Source organism: Paenibacillus alginolyticus DSM 5050 = NBRC 15375, from assembly GCF_000422905.1.
Taxonomy (GTDB): domain Bacteria; phylum Bacillota; class Bacilli; order Paenibacillales; family NBRC-103111; genus Paenibacillus_E; species Paenibacillus_E alginolyticus.
Window position 1 is genome coordinate 1 of sequence record NZ_AUGY01000206.1, and the last position, 2,610, is coordinate 2,610.

Here is a 2,610-nt window from a genome sequence, read left to right on the forward strand (position 1 = left end):
TTATACGATTTCGGCTCACCCATCCTTCATCCCCCCCATTTCCATTCTACATTACTTATCCACAGATCCGCATCCCGCATAATTTCCTATACAATTAAAAAAAGTCTACGACTCTCCTTCTTTTTAAGCTTCAGAAGAAACTCTCTCACTTTATTCATTCCTAGTTGTGAAAGTCTTCGCATTATAAAAATATAAGTGGGCCGCTTAGGTTTTATAAAAGGCATTACCAAACCATCTTCAGTAATAATTCCACGAAGAAACTCTTGTGCCATATTTAGATGTTCGTCAGACCAGAAGACTTCACCTTTTTTTATCTCCAAGTTATCTCACCTGGGATAAAAATAAGTTTTTTTCACTTTTCTTATGTTACAACTACCAATTGGTAGTGGTAATTTTACAAACATTAAATAAGGGTAAACTTTTAATGTGATACCCATGTTAACATTGGTTTGGATTCTTGGGGATTTGAATTTATCGGATAACTGAACGAAAAGTAAATGATTGCTATTATGATTATTAGAAATTTATTCTTTCTTATAACAAATATCGAATTATCTTTCATGTCCAGTCACCTCCTTTCTTTAAAATCTAATCCCACAAAATTCTATACCATTTAAATCAAAAATAGCTCCTAAAACACTCCGTTTCTTTTACGGAAAAGTTTTAGCAGCCATTTTACGCACTCACTCATTTTAAATTCCGGCTATTTCACCGATGTCAATTTAAATATCATCCCCCCTAACGCTTTCGACAGAAAGCGAGTTTTTTTCCATTAAGCAAAATTATTACGGCATTTATGTAATTTTTTTACATAAAACCTAAATAATTAAAAGTTTTGATGATGAGTGCGCAGCCTTTATACGTAATGTATACAGTCATCAGGAAATGAATACAAAAAAGCCCTGATGCACGGGACCATGAAAAGTGGACATACTTATCCCCTTACCATAAATTCCGCCGCATAGGGCATTCGACTTGCGCAACAGGTAACAATTTCTTTTTTCATTATATCCAATAATAACTACTCTGTGAAGTCCTAATTCTATTAATCTACTAAAATTTCTGAGTATATTAATAGACTTATATGTCAAAAATAAAATTAGAGGTGATCACATGCTTGGTCAATTGAAAAGTATCTCCCGAGAGCAACATGATTTCAAAAGCTATCTAAACTCGCTTGGAATCGTAAAACAGTCTACACCACTGAGAGTCGTTATGGAATTTAAAATGTCAGCATTTGATTACTTAGTACACAATCCATTTTCCACCAATTTTAAAGTCGTTGATTTTTTAAAGCTATCTCTAGAGAAACTTAACCAAAGTTATGCTCTTAAACAGATTAGTAAAAGAGAACATGCAAACACATCCAACGGCTTAAAAAAGTACTTTCAATTTTTAACCTTAAATGGCCTGGTTTCTGATGATTGGAACCTATTTTTTCAGAGTACTAAACCACGAAAACCTAAATTATCTAAGCCAAATAAAAGAGAAAATAAAGTCTTTTACATTAACGGTAGGAAGAAAAAAGACTTTGTTCAAAATCAGATTTTTCGTAATTACATGGAAAAGTTGGAGAAACGCAATGCCTCCTGTATCAACGAACATTACAACACCATTGCTTATTTCTTAAGATTCCTTAGAAGTAGTGGAATAACTTCTATCGAATCACTTCCCCGTGAATATATCAAGGAGTACGAAAACCATCTCGAGAGCCGATTTCTGCTAAAAGAAATCAAGAAGAAAACAGCATATGATAAGCTATTAAAACTTAAACACTTTATCAACTATCTATATTCAATTAGTTTGGTTAGTTATAAATATGACATCCCTCTTAAGTTCAAAGGTAGTCAAATAACTCGTGACAATGAATACGTAACTAATGAAGATCGACTACGTTTCATCGAGGGGATAGTTAATAATAAGTTCAGAAATTTTAAACGGGATCTTGCAACCACTCTAATTTTTGTAGATATAGGATGTCGACCTATCGAAGTCTGCAACATTAAGATCTCAGATGTCAACACTACAGAATCAACTTTAACATTATATTGCAAGAAGTCCGGTCAGCGAGTTCTGAAAGTCGATAAATTTGTAATGAAACACATCTCAATATATTTGGAATACAGAAAAAAACTTCCCGCCGAGACAGACCACCTATTTCTTTTGGAAACTGGTGATCCCATGAATACCAAAGCTATCGGAAGTGTGATAAACGTATACAACAAAATAACATTCGGCGAATCACGCTTCTCTGCAAAATCATTAAGACATACATTTATCACAAATGCGCTGAATGACCGCAATGATATCAATCAGGTTTCACTATCAGCAGGACACAAGCATTTAGTTTCAACGTTACATTATTTCTATCGAAGTATCGAAACGCTGCTTGAAAATACCTTAGCTTATAATCCAGTCGAAGGGATCGATCAAATATAATGAATCTCAACAATGCGTCCAAATATAATTATCAAGAAATGTGTGATGAATTGAATGTACCGTATGATGCTTTCATTTGTTGCCGCTGAATCATAATGCCCAAAAGCTGACGGAATTGCCTGTCCAGGGATTGACGAATATAATGACCGTATCACAGTAAAGGAAAAGGAC

The 2,610-nt window shown here is 34.0% G+C and carries 1 protein-coding gene; it reads left to right on the plus strand.

What is annotated here, in order from left to right; all coding sequences use genetic code 11:
* Positions 1–1,113: 1,113 nt before the first annotated feature.
* The gene (locus G519_RS0138100) at positions 1,114–2,439 is read left to right on the plus strand and encodes a tyrosine-type recombinase/integrase (RefSeq protein ID WP_029198995.1); all 1,326 of its coding nucleotides are present in this window, start codon (positions 1,114–1,116) and stop codon (positions 2,437–2,439) included.
* The last annotated feature ends 171 nt before the right edge of the window (positions 2,440–2,610 follow it).

Coding starts and splice junctions, on each gene's coding strand:
- G519_RS0138100 (WP_029198995.1), top strand. CDS start 1,114: ATGCTTGGTCAATTGAAAAGTATCTCCCGAGAGCAACATGATTTCAAA.